A 14,952-nucleotide genomic window follows, 5' to 3' on the forward strand; every position below is an offset into this window, starting at 1 on the left:
TTTATCTCCCCGCGCGCTCACGGCTGATACGCGCCAGCCATTCCGAAATCAACAATGAGATCAGCGCCAGCACAATAGAAATAATGCACAATCTCGCCGCCGCGCTTTCGCCGCCAGGGGTCTGGATCAGGGTATACATCGCGGAAGGAATGGTGCGGGTTTCACCCGGAATGTTAGACACGAAAGTGATGGTAGCGCCGAACTCGCCGAGCGAACGGGCAAACGCCAGCACGGTCCCGACGATGATGCCAGGCAATGTCAGCGGTAGCGTAATGGTGAGGAAAACACGCCAGCGTCCTGCGCCCAGCGTTCTGGCGGCCTGCTCCAGCTTAATGTCGACCCCTTCAAGCGCCAGACGAATAGCGCGAACCATTAACGGGAAAGACATCACCGCCGCCGCCAGCACGGCGCCTCGCCAGCTAAAGGCAAAGGTAATGCCGAACCAGTCATAAAGCCACTGACCAATAAATCCGCGTCGGCCCATCGCGATAAGCAGCAGATAACCGACCACCACGGGCGGTAAAACCAGCGGCAGATGCAGTACGCTGTCAAGCAACGCTTTGCCTGGAAACTTGCATCGCACAAGTAACCAGGCAAAAAAGATCCCAAACGGCAGACTAAACAACACGGCCAGGGAAGAAACTTTCAGGCTCAGTAGAACGGCCTGCCATTCTGGATCAGTCAGTATCATTACTTCGTCGTAAATCCATAACGTTTAAAGATTTCGGAAGCCTGCGGTCCTTTCAGGTAGTCATAGAACGCGCTGACCGTTGCGTTTTTGTGTCCATCAACAATCGCGATCGGGTATTCCACTTTCTTATGGGAATCTTCCGGGAACGTGCCAACCACTTTCACGCCTTTGCTGGCAACGGCATCAGAACCGTAAACGATGCCCAGCGGCGCTTCGCTACGCTCCACCAGCGCCAGTGCGCCACGCACGTCTTCCGCAGGAGCAAGTTTCGGTGCCAGGGTATCCCATGCGCCCAGTTTTTGCAGCGCTTCTTTTGCATAAATGCCAGCCGGAACGTGTTCCGGGTCGCCCACCGCCAGACGACCGCCATTCAGCAGAGTCGTCCAGTTGGTTTTGCTGTCGATGGTGATGTCTTTCTGTTCACTGGCTTTTGGCGCGACCACAACCAGGCTGTTGCCAAGCAGCGTTTCACGCGTTGCGGTATCAATCGCTTTTTTGTCTACCGCGTAGTCCATCCATTTCTGGTCAGCAGAGATAAACAGATCCGCTGGCGCTCCCGCTTCAATCTGGCGAGCCAGCGTAGAAGAAGAGGCAAATGAAGAGACAACGTCAACGTTCTTCTCTTTTTTGTATTCAACCGCAATATCCTGCATTGCGTTGGTCAGCGAAGCCGCCGCGAATACGGTGATTTTCCCTTCATCCGCCAGCGCATGTCCGGCAACAGTCAGAGATAATGTTGCCCCAGCAAACAGGCGTAACCATGTACGTGCCATCTGTAACTCCTTTGAGTGTCGTTATGTAGGCGCAAATATAGCGAGAAAATAAGGTTTTTCCCAGAAGTTATTGATACCCAATTGAGGTTACGCAAAGAAAATATCGGCAGGAAAAGCAGGATCTTGAGGGGCGCTACCCAATGGATTTCGGGTTGCGCTGAGACTCACAGGCACAGCCAACAAAAATGCGGCCTGAAAGTCGAAGAAAGTAAAACGCCCGACTGAGCGGGCGTTTAAAAATCAATGGTTCTGTCTGGACTGGTCTTTCTGACCGATACCGGAGAAAATGTTGAACACTTCACCCAGACCGTAAATCAGCCCCAGAATGATGGCCATGACCACCGGAACCATGACTACGGCGAATACCAGACTTTTCAATAACTCTAACATGGTCAACTCCAGATAGGATTCTTTTGATATTCTAACTGCATAAATGAGAAAAGCACTCCCCTTTTGTGCGGTCGACTTTGCGCGGAAGCGGTTTTCCGTCACAATAACCCTTTTGCCAGGATCTTGTTATGCAGGCCGAAATCCTCCTTACACTCAAACTTCAACAAAAATTGTTTGCGGACCCCCGCCGCATTTCGCTGCTCAAGCATATCGCGCTTTCCGGCTCCATCAGCCAGGGGGCGAAAGATGCGGGCATCAGCTACAAAAGCGCCTGGGATGCCATTAACGAGATGAACCAACTCAGCGAGCAGACGCTCGTCGAGCGCGCAACGGGCGGCAAAGGCGGCGGCGGCGCGATACTGACCCGCTACGGTCAGCGCCTGATCCAGCTTTACGATTTGCTCGCCCAGATTCAGCAAAAAGCGTTCGACGTGCTGAGCGACGACGACGCCCTGCCGCTCGACAGCCTGCTGGCCGCCATTTCCCGTTTCTCTTTGCAAACCAGCGCCCGTAACCAGTGGTTCGGCACCATTACCGCACGCGATCACGATCAGGTTCAACAGCATGTCGATGTGCTGCTGGCCGACGGCGAAACGCGACTGAAGGTCGCCATCACTGCGCAAAGCGGCGAGCGTCTTGGCCTTGATGAAGGTAAAGAAGTCCTGATCCTGCTGAAAGCACCGTGGGTTGGCATTACCCAGGACGAGGCGATTGCCCGGGCTGCCGACAACCAGCTTCAGGGAACCATCAGCCATATTGAACGCGGCGCCGAGCAGTGCGAAGTCCTCATGACATTACCTGACGGCCAGACGTTATGCGCCACCCTGCCCGTTGAAGAGACCGCCACGCTGGAAGAAGGTGCTAACGTGACGGCATATTTTAATGCTGACAGAGTGATTATCGCTACGTTGTGCTAAGTGCATTGACATCTGTTCTTTGAACACGTATCCCTGTCATTCATCGCTGCAAAAAATGGGATACAAAATGTCATCATTGCATATTTCGCAAGGTACGTTTCGCCTGAGCGACACAAAAACGCTTCAGTTAAGTGCGCTGACATTGCAGGCGGGGGATAGCTGGGCTTTTGTCGGCACCAATGGAAGCGGGAAATCGGCGCTGGCCCGCGCGCTGGCGGGAGAACTGACGCTACTGAAAGGCGAGCGCCAGTCTCAGTTCGCGCGCGTCACCCGCCTCTCATTCGAACAGTTGCAAAAACTGGTCAGCGATGAATGGCAGCGCAACAACACCGACCTGCTCAGCCCTGGCGAAGACGACACCGGACGAACTACGGCAGAAATCATTCAGGATGAGGTGAGCGATCCCGCCCGCTGTGCCGAACTGGCGCAGCAGTTTGGCATTTCTTCTCTGCTCGACAGACGTTTTAAATACCTTTCTACGGGCGAAACGCGCAAAACGCTGCTTTGTCAGGCGCTGATGTCAGAACCGGATTTATTAATCCTCGATGAGCCGTTTGACGGGCTGGATGTCGCCTCCCGCCAGCAACTGGCGAATCTTCTCGCCACGCTGCACCAGTCGGGCTATACGCTGGTGCTGGTGTTAAACCGCTTCGATGAGATCCCCGAATTCGTTCAGTATGCGGGAGTCCTTGCCGACTGCACGTTAACGGAAACGGGGGAAAAAGCGGATTTGCTCCAGCGGGCGCTGATTGCCCAACTCGCGCATAGCGAACGACTGGAAGGCGTAAAGTTGCCCGAGCCGGATGAACCTTCTGCCCGTCACGCCCTGCCGGACGGCGCGGCGCGCATTATTCTCAACGATGGCGTCGTCTCCTATAACGACCGCCCTATTCTTAATCATCTGAGCTGGCAGGTGAATCCGGGTGAACACTGGCAGATTGTCGGGCCTAACGGCGCGGGAAAATCCACCCTGCTAAGTTTAATCACCGGCGACCATCCGCAGGGATACAGCAACGACCTGACGCTGTTTGGCCGCCGTCGCGGGAGTGGTGAAACAATCTGGGATATCAAAAAACATATCGGCTATGTCAGCAGCAGCCTGCATCTGGATTACCGCGTCAGCACCACGGTGCGTAATGTCATTCTCTCCGGTTACTTTGACTCGATTGGCATCTACCAGGCGGTTTCCGACAGACAGCACAAGCTGGCGCAGCAATGGCTGGATATTCTGGGAATGGACAAACGCACTGCGGATGCGCCTTTCCACAGCCTGTCCTGGGGGCAACAACGACTGGCGCTGATTGCCCGTGCGCTGGTCAAACACCCTACGCTGCTGATTCTTGACGAGCCATTACAAGGGCTGGACCCGTTGAATCGTCAACTCGTTCGCCGCTTTGTCGATGTACTGATTAGCGAGGGAGAAACGCAGTTGCTGTTTGTCTCCCATCACGCGGAAGACGCCCCAGGCTGCATTACCCATCGGCTGGAATTTGTACCGGAAGGCGAGAGTTACCGCTATCAACAGACGACGCTGCGTTAGCGGTTCACTGGGGGCGTGCGACCACGTCCCTTTTTTCACTGCTTTTTCAGATAAAAGGCGCAATCATTCTTAAAGCATATGATTTATCATTAAATAACAGTCGTCGGCGGGTGAAAAAACCGAAGTGTAAACGATTCCACTAATATATTCCATGTCACACTTTTCGCATCTTTGTTATGCTATGGTTATTCCATACCATAGGCTTAACGGAGCGAATTATGAGAGTACTGGTCACCGGTGGTAGCGGTTACATTGGAAGTCATACTTGTGTACAGTTACTGAAAAACGGTCACGATGTCATCATCCTTGATAACCTCTGCAACAGTAAGCGCAGCGTACTGCCTGTTATCGAGCGATTAAGTGGTAAGCACCCAACTTTCGTTGAAGGCGATATTCGTAACGAAGCGCTGATGACTGAAATTCTGCATGACCACGCGATTGACGCCGTCATTCACTTTGCCGGTCTGAAAGCCGTGGGCGAATCCGTCGCCAAACCGCTGGAATACTATGACAACAACGTCAACGGTACGCTGCGTTTAATCAGCGCCATGCGCGCCGCCAATGTCAAAAACTTCATCTTCAGCTCCTCCGCCACCGTCTACGGCGATCAGCCCAAAATTCCTTATGTCGAAAGCTTCCCGACCGGCACGCCGCAGAGCCCATATGGCAAAAGTAAACTGATGGTCGAACAGATCCTGACCGACCTGCAAAAAGCGCAGCCGGACTGGAGCATCGCCCTGCTGCGCTACTTCAACCCGGTCGGCGCGCATCCGTCAGGTGATATGGGCGAAGATCCGCAGGGCATTCCTAACAACCTGATGCCGTACATCGCCCAGGTCGCCGTTGGCCGTCGCGAATCGCTCGCGGTCTTTGGCAACGACTACCCTACCGAAGACGGCACCGGCGTGCGCGATTACATCCATGTGATGGATCTTGCCGACGGCCACGTAACCGCGATGGAAAAACTGGCTGGCAAACAAGGCGTGCATATTTACAACCTTGGCGCTGGTGTTGGCAACAGCGTGCTGGATGTGGTTAACGCCTTCAGCAAAGCCTGCGGTAAACCCGTTGCTTATCATTTTGCCCCACGCCGTGAAGGCGACCTTCCGGCCTACTGGGCGGACGCCAGCAAAGCCGACCGCGAACTGGACTGGCGCGTAACCCGCACTCTTGACGAAATGGCGCAGGACACCTGGCGTTGGCAGTCACGCCATCCGCAGGGATATCCAGACTAAGGACATGTCATGACGCAATTTAATCCTGTCGATCATCCACATCGCCGTTTTAACCCGCTAACCGGACAGTGGATTCTGGTTTCACCGCATCGCGCAAAGCGCCCCTGGCAGGGGGCGCAGGAAACGCCATCTCAGCAGGCGCTTCCCGCCCATGACCCTGACTGCTTCCTGTGCGCGGGCAATACGCGGGTAACCGGAGATAAAAACCCGGATTACACCGGCACCTATGTCTTTACAAATGACTTTGCCGCGCTGATGTCTGACACCCCGGACGCGCCGGACAGCCATGACCCGTTAATGCGTTGCCAGAGCGCCCGCGGCACCAGCCGCGTGATCTGCTTTTCTCCCGATCACAGCAAGACGCTGCCGGAACTGAGCCTCCCCGCGCTGACCGACATCATCAAAACCTGGCAAGAACAGACTGCCGATCTGGGAAAAACCTACCCCTGGGTGCAGGTTTTTGAGAATAAAGGCGCGGCGATGGGCTGCTCCAACCCGCATCCGCACGGCCAGATTTGGGCCAACAGCTTCCTGCCGAACGAAGCCGAGCGTGAAGATCGTTTGCAAAAAGCCTACTTCGCCGAACAGCACTCCCCAATGCTGGTGGATTATGTGCAGCGCGAACTGGCGGACGGCAGCCGTACGGTGGTTGAAACCGAGCACTGGCTGGCGGTCGTGCCTTACTGGGCGGCCTGGCCGTTTGAAACGCTGCTGCTGCCCAAAGCGCATGTGCTGCGCATTACCGATTTGACCGACGATCAGCGCGACTCCCTGGCGCTGGCGCTGAAAAAGCTGACCAGTCGTTATGACAACCTGTTCCAGTGCTCCTTCCCCTACTCCATGGGCTGGCACGGCGCGCCGTTTAACGGTGAAGAGAACGGGCACTGGCAGCTGCACGCGCACTTTTATCCACCGCTGCTGCGTTCCGCGACCGTCCGTAAATTTATGGTCGGTTATGAAATGCTGGCGGAGACCCAGCGCGATCTGACGGCAGAACAAGCGGCGGAGCGTCTGCGCGCGGTCAGCGACATTCATTTTCGCGAATCAGGAGTTTAAATAATGAGTCTGAAAGAGAAAACACAATCTCTGTTTGCAGAAATTTTCGGCTACCCTGCTACCCACACCATTCAGGCGCCTGGTCGCGTCAATCTGATCGGCGAGCACACCGATTACAACGACGGCTTCGTGCTGCCTTGCGCTATCGACTACCAGACGGTGATTAGCTACGCCACGCGTGACGATCGCAAAGTGCGCGTGATTGCGGCTGACTACGACAACCAGGTTGATGAATTCTCCCTTGATGCGCCGATCGTTACCCACGACAGCCAGCAGTGGTCAAACTACGTGCGCGGCGTGGTGAAGCATCTGCAAAAACGAAATAACGCATTTGGCGGCGCGGATCTGGTTATCAGCGGCAATGTGCCGCAGGGCGCGGGACTCAGTTCTTCTGCGTCGCTGGAAGTCGCGGTCGGCACCGTATTCCAGCAGTTGTACCACCTGCCGCTGGATGGCGCGCAAATCGCGCTCAACGGCCAGGAAGCGGAGAATCAGTTCGTCGGCTGCAACTGCGGCATTATGGATCAGCTGATCTCCGCGCTGGGTAAAAAAGATCATGCCCTGCTGATTGACTGCCGCACGCTGGGTACGAAAGCGGTTTCCATGCCGGAAGGCGTGGCGGTGGTGATCATCAACAGTAACTTTAAACGTACGCTGGTGGGCAGCGAGTACAATACCCGCCGCGAGCAGTGTGAAACGGGCGCGCGTTTCTTCCAGCAACCGGCGTTGCGCGATGTCAGCCTTGCGGCGTTCAACGCGGTGGCCAGCGAGCTGGACCCGATTGTCGCCAAACGTGTTCGCCACGTACTGACCGAAAACGCCCGTACCGTTGAAGCCGCCAGCGCGCTGGAGAAAGGCGACCTGAAACGCATGGGTGAATTGATGGCGGAATCTCACGCCTCAATGCGCGATGACTTCGAAATCACCGTCCCGCAGATCGACACGCTGGTCGAAATTGTGAAAGCGACCATCGGCGATAAAGGCGGCGTACGCATGACCGGCGGCGGCTTCGGCGGCTGCGTCGTCGCGTTGATCCCGGAAGCGCTGGTTCCTGCCGTACAGCAGGCCGTAGCCACGCAGTATGAAGCGAAAACCGGAATCAAAGAAACGTTTTACGTATGCAAACCCTCACAAGGAGCCGGACAGTGCTAAACGAAACGCCCGCACTGGCGCCCGATGGTCAGCCGTACCGCCTGCTCACCCTGCGCAACGATGCAGGGATGGTGGTCACGCTGATGGACTGGGGCGCCACACTACTTTCCGCCCGTATCCCGCTAACCGATGGCAGCGTCCGTGAAGCGTTGCTGGGGTGCGCCAGCCCGGAATATTACCAGGATCAGGCCGCCTTTCTTGGCGCATCGATTGGCCGCTACGCCAATCGCATTGCCAACAGCCGTTACACCTGGGCGGGTGAAACCGTCAGTCTGCTGCCGAGCCAGGGTGAAAACCAACTGCACGGCGGGCCGGACGGCTTTGACAAACGTCGCTGGCAGATAGTCAACCAGAACGATCGTCAGGTGCTGTTCGCACTGACGTCTGACGATGGCGATCAGGGCTTCCCCGGCCATCTCTGCGCCACCGCGCAGTATCGTCTCACCAACGATAACCGAATCTCCATTACCTATCGAGCGACGGTAGATAAGCCCTGCCCGGTGAACCTGACCAACCACGTTTACTTTAACCTGGACGGCGAGCAGTCAGACGTACGCCAGCACAAGTTACAGATTCTGGCTGATACGTACCTGCCGGTTGATGAAAGCGGTATTCCACGCGACGGGCTGAAATCCGTTACCGGAACCTCGTTCGACTTCCGTAGCGCAAAAACCATCGCCAGCGCGTTTCTTGCCGATGACGATCAGCGCAAGGTAAAAGGTTACGATCACGCCTTCTTATTGCAGACCAAAGGTGATGCCAGCCAGCCAGCCGCACATCTGTGGTCGCAGGATGAGAAATTGCAGATGAAGGTTTATACCTCCGCTCCGGCGCTGCAATTCTATTCCGGCAACTATCTGGGCGGCACGCCGTCGCGCGGGCCTGAACCTTATGCCGACTGGCAAGGCCTGGCGCTGGAAAGCGAATTTCTGCCAGACAGCCCGAACCACCCGGAATGGCCGCAACCTGACTGCGTGTTGCATCCCGGCGACGAGTACGCCAGCCTGACGGAATATCAGTTTATTCCGGCCTGACGATGAGCCATAACAGGCCCGATGGTGCCAGCTATCGGGCCTGTGGCGCGTCGCTTTGCTCAAATCCCCACCACTCAAAGACAAAATCGCAACTCCGGGTTCACAAGAACCTTACACTGCGTCACTATTTTCGCTATGGTTATGCGTAAGCGTTGCCGCTGACCTGTCACGGCAATATAATGAGAATTATTATCATTCAATAAAGCTTGAGGAGTGAGAGTATGGCTGTAACTAAGCTGGTTCTGGTACGTCACGGCGAAAGTCAGTGGAACAACGAAAACCGTTTCACCGGTTGGTACGATGTTGACCTGTCCGAGAAAGGCGTGGGTGAAGCAAAAGCGGCAGGTAAACTGCTGAAAGAGGAAGGCTATAGCTTCGATTTTGCTTATACCTCCGTGCTGAAACGTGCCATCCACACGCTGTGGAACGTCCTGGACGAACTGGATCAGGCCTGGCTGCCGGTTGAGAAATCCTGGAAGCTGAACGAACGTCACTACGGCGCACTACAGGGTCTGAACAAAGCGGAAACCGCTGAAAAATACGGTGATGAGCAGGTTAAACAGTGGCGTCGTGGTTTTGCCGTGACCCCGCCGGAGCTGACCAAAGATGACGAGCGTTATCCGGGCCACGATCCGCGTTATGCGCAACTGACCGAGAAAGAGCTGCCGCTGACTGAAAGCCTGGCGCTGACTATCGATCGCGTGATCCCTTACTGGAACGAAACCATTCTGCCGCGCATGAAAAGCGGTGAGCGCATCATCATCGCCGCTCACGGTAACTCTCTGCGTGCGCTGGTGAAATACCTGGATAACATGAGCGAAGAAGAGATTCTCGAACTGAACATCCCGACCGGTGTACCGCTGGTGTACGAGTTCGACGAAAACTTCAAACCGATCAAACATTACTATCTGGGTAACGCTGACGAGATCGCGGCAAAAGCGGCGGCCGTAGCGAACCAGGGTAAAGCGAAGTAATCTGATTTGCCTGATGGCGCTTCGCTTATCGGGCCTACGGGTTGGCAATATGCGTCCTGTAGGCCGGATAAGGCGTAAGCCGCCATCCGGCAATACATGCACTTAAACCCCGATAACCCCGTCGAGCACCACCTGCGCCCTGCCCTGTGAACAACGTTCCACACGACCCCGAACGTTATACACTTCCGCCAGGCTTTCTGCGGTAATAACCGCTTCCGGCGCGCCGCTGGCCACCAGTTTGCCCTCCTTCAGCATCAGCACATGTTCGCTGTGACGTAGCGCGATATTAATGTCATGCACCACCACAACCGTCACCATATTGCGCGCCCGCGTTTCCCGCGCGATCAGATCCATAACGTGAAACTGATAGTTCAGATCCAGCGCGCTAAGCGGCTCGTCCAGCAACAAAAGTTCCGGGTAGCGAATCAGCGACTGCGCAAGCCCCACCAGTTGCCGCTGGCCGCCGGAAAGCTGGTCAAGATAGTGCAGCGCCAGATGTGCAATGCCGAGTTGATCCAGGATTGCCAGCACCTGCGAGTGACTGTTCGCGCCATCCCGCCCGCCGGACGCCCGCTGCGCCACGATAATCGACTCCAGCACATGCAGATGTACGCCCTGCGGCAGCGACTGCGGTAAAAACACCACCTTTTCCGCACGTCGGGCAAACGGCAGCGACATCAGGTTCTCACCGTCCAGCATGACCTCGCCACGGGCTTTATTCAGCCCGGCCAGCGCGCGTAATAACGTTGATTTCCCGCAGCCGTTCGGCCCCAGCAGAACGGTAATTTTACCGCGCGGCAGCTCAGGCACGCTGAGATCGCGGATAACCGGATGTTTCGGATAACCGGCGCTTATTCCCTTGAGGATCAACCCGCTCATGACATGCTCCCCCGGTGGCGCAAAATAATGCTCAGGAAGAACGGCACACCCACCAGCGACGTTACGATGCCTACCGGAATGATCACCCCAGGAACAATATTCTTCGACGCGATCGAGGCCAGCGACAGCACCAGCCCCCCCGTCAACACGCTGCCCGGCAGATAGAACCGGTGATCTTCACCAAACAGCATTCGCGCAATGTGCGGCGCGACCAGACCGATAAAACCGATTGGCCCGACAAACGCCACCGACAGCGCCGATAGCAGGCTGATGCGCAGCAGCGATGACAGGCGCAGGCGCCGCACGTCAATGCCAAAACTCATCGCCCGATCTTCCCCCAACCGCAGCGCCGTCAATTGCCAGGCGCTACGCATCGACCACGGCAGCACAATGGCAAACACCAACGCCAGCACGCCGAGCTTTTCCCACGACGCGCGCGCCAGGCTGCCCATCGTCCAGAACACCAGCCCCTGTAGCGTGTCCTCATCGGCAACGAACTGCATCATCGACACCAGCGCATTAAAAGTAAACACCAGCGCGATACCGAACAGCACCACGCCAGAGGTCGCCACGCGCGTCCAGCGAGTAATCCCGTCCAGCAGCAGGGCAGACAGCAGCGCAAAAGCAAAGGCATTCGCGGGAATAAACCAGGCGGCAGGAACGCCGGGAATGCCGATACCCAACACGATCGCCAGCGCAGCGCCAAAGGCCGCTGCGGAAGAAACGCCCAGCGTGAACGGACTCGCCAGCGGGTTGTTCAGGATCGTCTGCATTTCGGCGCCCGCCAACCCCAAAGCCATTCCCACCAGTAACGCCATCAGCGCATAGGGTAAACGGATATCCCAGACGATAACGCGCGTCCCCGCATTAACGCTTGCCGGGTGCAGCAGCGTTTGCCAGAGCTCGCCGAGCGACAGACCAGACGGGCCAAGCGTAGAGTCCAGCACCAGCGAGGCGACTATCGCCGCAATAATCAGCAGCGCCAGCATCAACCGCTTGCGTACCACAAGACGGTAGCGATCGTCGATCGACGGAGCATTAGCGGATAGCGACATAACGTTCCTTACCTGTAGAGTCATTTCGGCGGATTGAGCACATCGCTAATCTGCGCGTCGCTGAGTGTAATGCCAAAAAAGTCCTGGTAAAAGCGGCGGGTCTCCTTGCGCATATCCACATCGGCAAAGCGCTGCGGGTAGAGCGTTTTTGCCAGCCAGAGGAATTGTAACGCCTCTTCGCTGGTCTCCCGACACCACCAGAACATCCCTTTCGGGTTCACATACACGCGATGATGAATCACGGCGTCCACCTGCGCCCACTGGGGAGAAGTCAGGATGGCATCCGCATCCCGCTTATTCATGGCGACAATCACCGCCGGATTTGCCGCGACGATCTGCTCAAGAGCGACTTCCCCCGTCCGGTTTTGCTTGTGGCTAAACCAGCGCTCGGCGACATTTTTTGCACCGGCCAGATCCATCCAGTCCTGATTAAGCGACGGCCTGCCGGAAGTGGTCAGCGGATTGCCCATGCTGTGATAGAGGGTCATTCGCTGATCTTCAGGAAGATCGCTTAAGCGCGCCTTTACCCGCGCCACATTGCGGTCAAAATACTGCTGATACCGCTGCGCTTTATCCTGCGCATCCGGCCCCAGCACCTCCGCTGTTTTATGCACCCTGGCGGTCAGCGCCTGCATGGAGTTCGCCTCAAACGCCAGTACGCGCACCCCCGCCTGCTGGAGCAGCGACGCCCTCGGCACCGTCATCGATTTCGGCACAAACAGCAGTTGTGTACCGAGCGAGATGATCTGCTCCGGGTCCAGTTCGTGACCGCTGTTGACGCTGACAACGGCGACATTCTCAATACGCGGCAGACTCTGGCGAAAAAGCGGAATCGTCTTTGCAATCATCGACGTGCCAACAATATTATCGCCATACCCCAGCATGGTGATGATGGTGTTTTGCGCCGGCCACGGCGAAGCGATGCGCACATCGCTGTGCGGCTGCGCGGCAAACAGGCTCCCCGCCACCAGCCAGGCCAGCGCGGGGAAAATGCGGGTTAGCGTCATGACTCCATCCTTTAAAAATCAAACGTGACGGAGGCGCGAACTTCACGCCCGCTGCCGATAAAGGCGCTGGGTGAACCGTTATCGCCATCGGTGCCTGACGGGAAGATTGATGCCCAGTAGTGCTTATCGAACACGTTGTTAACCACCACGCGGAAGGTGGTCGGCACGTTGCTGATTTTCGTGGTGTAGCGGGTGCCCAGGTCCCAGGTGGTGTAGCTGCTGGCCCATGCGGTGTTGGTATCGTTGGCGGCACGCTTGCCGGTATAATGAACGTTAGCGCTGTATACCCATTCCGGCATCGACGGTAAGCTGTACTCCGCCAGCACGTTCGCCTGTACTTTCGGTACGCCTACCACCCGTTTATCGCTGGTGGTATCGCTCACCGTATCTTTCAGTTTCGGATCGAGGAGCGTCACGCCGCTGTAGATATTCAGCCCTTGCCAGACATTACCGGAGGCCGTCAGCTCCAGACCGTTATTGACCTGGTTCCCCTGTTCCTTATAGACGTTGTCGCCGGGATCGACATAGGCAAATGGACGCTCAAGACGGAACAGCGCCGCCCCCAGATTCATCCCGGAGACATCGGCTTTTAGCCCCATCTCATATTGTTTGCTGCGATACGGGTCGAGGGTTTGCCCGGCATTTTTCACGTCGCTATTGGTTGGCGCCGTCCCGCCCTGTTCCAGCGACTCCGCATAGCTGACGTAGGCCATCACATTCGGGGTGATTTTATACATCAACGCCGCATTCGGGCTTAAACCGTTCTCATCAATCTGGCCGGTTTTATGACCGCTTTTATTGTAGTTCTGCGACTGAATCCAGCTCTGGCTCAAGTAGAACATCGCCGACCATTTCGGCGTGAAAGTCACGGTATCCCCAAGGGTAATGCTCTGTTGCGTGTTGACGCTGGATTTATAACGATCCCCACCGGTTATGATTTTGCCATCGCCCTTTTCGTACATCTCAGAGGGGTGATACATATTGGTGGTGTCCCAGCTATAAGACGGCCCCGTCCCTTTCGCACTGTACAGCGACCAGACATAACCGGTGGTCGAGAGCGCAATATCATGCCCGACAGAACCAGTATCAACATGACCGTTAAGCGTGGCGGTATTGCTCAGTACGCGAAAACGTCCTGCGGCAGTAGAGTCTTTCAGCGAACGGCTGATATCGCCCTGGTTATTGATAATTTTGCTGGATACGTTACGCATCGCACGATCCGCCTGCTGCCAGCCAACGCCCGCCGTTACGGACCAGTCATCATTGAGATAATGAATAAGACGCGTGCTCACCGTGTCGGTTGTCAGATCGTTCCCGGCCGTGCTGAGCGCCAGATTTTTATCTTTGGGATCGGGTGCGGAAGGTAATTTAATGTTCGGGCCATAGCTGAAGCTACCTGGATAGCCTTTCTGAATAAACTCATAGTGGCTGGCATCCAACTGCAATTGCGTTCCTGGCTGAATATTCCAGTCCAGCGCCACGGAAAGCAACTTACGGCGCAGCGTACTGTCATCCAGATTCCCTTCACCTTCCTGATTCAGCACATTCACGCGATAGCCAAAACGGTTGTCATCATCAATGTGTCCGCCCAAATCGACATGCCCGGTAAAGGCGCTCCGGCTTTGATAACCCAGAGTGACTTTGCGCAGCGTCTCTTCCGTTGGGCGTTTGGCGACAAAATTAAACTGCCCGGCCGGACTTGCCGGGCCGTACAGCGCGCCGGTCAGGCTGTTGAGCACATCCAGGCGTTCCAGCATCTCAACGGGGAAAGCGGTGGTTGAGACGATGTTCAACCCATCCAGGCGGCTGTTGGCAACCACGCTGCCCTGCATCCCCCGGCTCTGCGGTCTGCCGACATCCATGCCGCCGCGCGCCTGCATTTGTGTGCTGGGCGAGTATTTCAGCAGTTCGCTCACGCTTTGCGCCTGCTGGTTCTCAATCATCTCTTTGGTGACGGTCGTGGTCGAATACGGTGTATCAACCCAGGCTTTATTGCCCAGCGGCCCGACATCGATATCATTGGTTTTGAATCCAGCGCCGGAAGCGGCATGCGTGGTATCGGCAGAAGGCTGGCTGGTGACGATAATTTCATCTTCAGAGGTGTTTGCCGCATGTGCGCTGTGCGGCGCCAGGGAAATGAGAAGAGGCAACAGCGTTGCCAGTTGAGTGGGCTTATTCATTTGTATTATCAATCGTTATGTAAAAATTTATATTACGACCGATATAAGTGTAAAAAGTTGATCACGATC

14 protein-coding genes are annotated in these 14,952 nt (G+C 56.1%); 7 read left to right on the plus strand and 7 right to left on the minus strand.

Translation table 11 applies throughout. The annotated features are described in order from the left end of the window. Window position 1: 1 nt before the first annotated feature. From modB to OGY62_RS06990, 3 genes are all read right to left on the minus strand, one after another. Window positions 2-691, minus strand: coding sequence for a molybdate ABC transporter permease subunit (gene modB / locus OGY62_RS06980; RefSeq protein WP_012133220.1), 690 nt, complete (start codon window positions 689-691; stop codon window positions 2-4). Further along, window positions 691-1,464, minus strand: coding sequence for a molybdate ABC transporter substrate-binding protein (modA, locus tag OGY62_RS06985; protein WP_012133221.1), 774 nt, complete (start codon window positions 1,462-1,464; stop codon window positions 691-693). The genes modB and modA overlap by 1 nt, the downstream gene beginning before the upstream one ends. A gap of 240 nt (window positions 1,465-1,704) precedes the next feature. Continuing rightward, window positions 1,705-1,854 carry an AcrZ family multidrug efflux pump-associated protein gene (locus OGY62_RS06990; protein WP_024130518.1) on the minus strand — a complete coding sequence of 50 codons (150 nt, stop codon included), beginning with the start codon at window positions 1,852-1,854 and terminating at the stop codon, window positions 1,705-1,707. Window positions 1,855-1,982: 128 nt separating this feature from the next. Here OGY62_RS06990 and modE point away from each other — a divergent pair, with 128 nt between their 5' ends. The 7 genes from modE to gpmA all read left to right on the plus strand — a co-directional run bounded on the left by modE (window position 1,983) and on the right by gpmA (window position 9,762). After that, window positions 1,983-2,771 carry a molybdenum-dependent transcriptional regulator gene (modE, locus tag OGY62_RS06995; RefSeq protein ID WP_012133223.1) on the plus strand — a complete coding sequence of 263 codons (789 nt, stop codon included), beginning with the start codon at window positions 1,983-1,985 and terminating at the stop codon, window positions 2,769-2,771. A 67-nt stretch (window positions 2,772-2,838) separates the two neighbouring features. Further along, complete coding sequence (modF, locus tag OGY62_RS07000) at window positions 2,839-4,311, plus strand: molybdate ABC transporter ATP-binding protein ModF (protein WP_024130519.1); 1,473 nt, start codon at window positions 2,839-2,841, stop codon at window positions 4,309-4,311. Between the two features lie 218 nt (window positions 4,312-4,529). Beyond that, window positions 4,530-5,546 carry a UDP-glucose 4-epimerase GalE gene (galE, locus tag OGY62_RS07005; protein ID WP_024130520.1) on the plus strand — a complete coding sequence of 339 codons (1,017 nt, stop codon included), beginning with the start codon at window positions 4,530-4,532 and terminating at the stop codon, window positions 5,544-5,546. Between the two features lie 9 nt (window positions 5,547-5,555). After that, on the plus strand, window positions 5,556-6,602 hold the full coding sequence (gene galT / locus OGY62_RS07010; RefSeq protein WP_104868901.1) for a galactose-1-phosphate uridylyltransferase: 1,047 nt from the start codon (window positions 5,556-5,558) through the stop codon (window positions 6,600-6,602). A 3-nt stretch (window positions 6,603-6,605) separates the two neighbouring features. Continuing rightward, window positions 6,606-7,754 carry a galactokinase gene (gene galK, locus OGY62_RS07015; RefSeq protein WP_198448346.1) on the plus strand — a complete coding sequence of 383 codons (1,149 nt, stop codon included), beginning with the start codon at window positions 6,606-6,608 and terminating at the stop codon, window positions 7,752-7,754. Further along, window positions 7,748-8,788 carry a galactose-1-epimerase gene (gene galM, locus OGY62_RS07020; protein WP_198448347.1) on the plus strand — a complete coding sequence of 347 codons (1,041 nt, stop codon included), beginning with the start codon at window positions 7,748-7,750 and terminating at the stop codon, window positions 8,786-8,788. The genes galK and galM overlap by 7 nt, the downstream gene beginning before the upstream one ends. Before the next feature lie 221 nt (window positions 8,789-9,009). Next, window positions 9,010-9,762, plus strand: coding sequence for a 2,3-diphosphoglycerate-dependent phosphoglycerate mutase (gpmA, locus tag OGY62_RS07025; protein ID WP_012133230.1), 753 nt, complete (start codon window positions 9,010-9,012; stop codon window positions 9,760-9,762). 102 nt (window positions 9,763-9,864) lie between these two features. On the opposite strand, the gene OGY62_RS07030 is transcribed toward gpmA, so the two are convergent. The 4 genes from OGY62_RS07030 to OGY62_RS07045 are packed head-to-tail and all read right to left on the minus strand — an operon-like array spanning window position 9,865 to window position 14,883. Beyond that, window positions 9,865-10,641 (minus strand): ABC transporter ATP-binding protein, encoded by a 777-nt coding sequence (locus tag OGY62_RS07030; RefSeq protein ID WP_012133231.1) that lies wholly within the window; start codon window positions 10,639-10,641, stop codon window positions 9,865-9,867. After that, on the minus strand, window positions 10,638-11,720 hold the full coding sequence (locus OGY62_RS07035; RefSeq protein ID WP_052194398.1) for a FecCD family ABC transporter permease: 1,083 nt from the start codon (window positions 11,718-11,720) through the stop codon (window positions 10,638-10,640). The genes OGY62_RS07030 and OGY62_RS07035 overlap by 4 nt, the downstream gene beginning before the upstream one ends. Then, the gene (locus tag OGY62_RS07040) at window positions 11,717-12,703 is read right to left on the minus strand and encodes an ABC transporter substrate-binding protein (RefSeq protein WP_012133233.1); all 987 of its coding nucleotides are present in this window, start codon (window positions 12,701-12,703) and stop codon (window positions 11,717-11,719) included. The genes OGY62_RS07035 and OGY62_RS07040 overlap by 4 nt, the downstream gene beginning before the upstream one ends. 11 nt (window positions 12,704-12,714) lie before the next feature. Beyond that, the gene (locus OGY62_RS07045; RefSeq protein ID WP_198448348.1) at window positions 12,715-14,883 is read right to left on the minus strand and encodes a TonB-dependent receptor; all 2,169 of its coding nucleotides are present in this window, start codon (window positions 14,881-14,883) and stop codon (window positions 12,715-12,717) included. Between the last annotated feature and the right edge of the window lie 69 nt (window positions 14,884-14,952).

This window comes from Citrobacter sp. CK198 (assembly GCF_030333295.1).
Classification (GTDB): Bacteria; Pseudomonadota; Gammaproteobacteria; order Enterobacterales; family Enterobacteriaceae; genus Citrobacter_B; species Citrobacter_B koseri.